Origin of the sequence: Burkholderia sp. E168m23 (assembly GCF_016586125.1) — a bacterium.
GTDB classification, from domain to species: domain Bacteria; phylum Pseudomonadota; class Gammaproteobacteria; order Burkholderiales; family Burkholderiaceae; genus Burkholderia; species Burkholderia orbicola.
On record NZ_BCPP01001145.1, the window covers coordinates 1 to 1,967 of the forward strand.

The following is a 1,967-nucleotide window of genomic DNA, read 5'->3' on the forward strand; positions in this document are numbered from 1 at the left end:
CGAACCGCTGCCGCACGAGAAGCTGTCCGATCGCGAATACCAGACGCTCTGCATGCTCGCGTCGGGCAAGCGGCTCACCGACATCGCGAACACGCTGTCGCTGTCGGTGAAGACGGTGAGCGTGTACCGCTCGCGGCTGCTGGAGAAGATGCGGCTGTCGAACAACGCGGAACTGACGTTCTACGTGATGAGCAACCGGCTCGTCGACATGGCGCCCACGGCCGGCGCCTGATTCCGGCCGAATCGAACTCGTCCGATCCTGCGCGCGGCGCCCGCCGCGCCGCGCTCGGCCGTGCCCGTTTCGCGCCCGGTCTGCTCCCGTTTCGCGCGCAAGCGCTTGTTTTATCGGCCGATTTCACCGCACGTCGCTGCGCCACCGCGGGACTTGCACGCCAAATCAGCTAAAATTATCGGTTTTCACTCAGTCGGCGCGCCGTGCCTGCGCGTGCCGGCGATCCATCCGCAATGTCTCTCTTCCGCAAGAAAAACGTCGATCGCATGATCGCCGGCGCGCAAGCCGCCGGGCTCAAGAAAGCGCTCGGCGCGATCGACCTCACCTTCCTCGGCATCGGCGCGATCATCGGCACCGGCATCTTCGTGCTGACCGGCACCGGCGCCGTCCAGGCCGGCCCCGCGCTGATGCTGTCGTTCGTGATCGCCGCGATCGCGTGCGGCCTGGCCGCGCTGTCGTACGCGGAGTTCGCGTCGTCGATCCCCGTCGCCGGCTCGATCTACACGTATTCGTACGCGACGCTCGGCGAGCTGGTCGCGTGGATCATCGGCTGGGACCTGATGCTCGAGTACGGCCTCGCATCGTCGGCCGTGTCGGTCGGCTGGTCGGGCTACCTGCAGTCGCTGCTGCAGGGCTTCGGGCTCACGCTGCCGACCGTGCTGACGGCCGCGCCCGGCGCGGTGCCCGGCGTCACCACGTGGTTCAACCTGCCCGCGTTCCTCGTGATGATCGTAATCACGACGCTGCTGTCGATCGGCATCCGCGAATCGACCCGCATCAACAACATCATGGTGTTCATCAAGGTGTCGGTCGTGCTGCTGGTGATCGCGGTCGGCCTGTTCCACGTGACGCCCGCGAACTGGAAGCCGTTCATGCCGCACGGCTGGAACGGCGTGTTCGGCGCGGCCGCCGTGATGTTCTTCGCGTTCATCGGCTTCGATGCGGTGTCGTCGGCGGCCGAGGAAGTGAAGAATCCGAAGCGCGATCTGCCGATCGGCATCATCGCGTCGCTCGCGGTATGCGCGGTGCTGTACGTGACGGTCGCCGCGGTCGCCACCGGCATCGTGCCGTCGGCCCAGTACGCGAACATCTCGCACCCGATCTCGTACGCGCTGCAGGTCGCCGGCGAGAAGTGGGTCGCGGGCTTCATCGATCTCGGCGCGGTGCTCGGCATGCTGACCGTGATCCTCGTGATGAGCTACGGCCAGACGCGCGTGATCTTCGCGATGTCGCGCGACGGGCTGCTGCCGGCCGCGCTGTCGCGCGTGCATCCGCGTTATGCGACGCCGTTCCTGACCACCTGGCTGGTCGGCCTGTTCTTCGGGCTGATCGCCGCGCTCGTGCCGCTCAACGTGCTCGCCGAACTGATCAACATCGGCACGCTCGCGGCGTTCTCGATGGTGTCGATCGCCGTGCTCGTGCTGCGCCGCACCCATCCCGAGCTGCCGCGCGCGTTCCGCTGCCCGGGCGTGCCCGTGGTGCCGATCCTCGCGGTCGCGGCGTGCCTGTTCCTGATGCTGAACCTGCAGCCCGTCACGTGGGCCGCGTTCGGCATCTGGCTCGTGATCGGCCTCGTGATCTACTTCCTGTACTCGCGGCACCACTCGAAGCTCGCGCACGGCCACTCCGACACGCATTGAGCGCCGCCATGGCGCGCCTTCGCCGCGTGCCATGACGAACCCCACGCGGAGCCGGCCCCGGCTCCGCACGCCCCCTCTCCCGCCCCCCCGCCGCC

General features: G+C 67.8%; 1 protein-coding gene and 1 pseudogene. Both read left to right on the forward strand.

The window, feature by feature from the left end:
- Nucleotides 1-232, forward strand: a pseudogene (gene rqpR / locus JMF90_RS35040) (response regulator transcription factor RqpR); the annotation flags it as partial.
- Between the two features lie 233 nt (nt 233-465).
- Nucleotides 466-1,872 (forward strand): amino acid permease, encoded by a 1,407-nt coding sequence (locus JMF90_RS35045; protein ID WP_011546437.1) that lies wholly within the window; start codon nt 466-468, stop codon nt 1,870-1,872.
- The last annotated feature ends 95 nt before the right edge of the window (nt 1,873-1,967 follow it).

Bases quoted from the DNA above. Each gene is read 5' to 3' on its own strand.
- JMF90_RS35045 (WP_011546437.1), top strand. From the start codon at position 466: ATGTCTCTCTTCCGCAAGAAAAACGTCGATCGCATGATCGCCGGCGCG.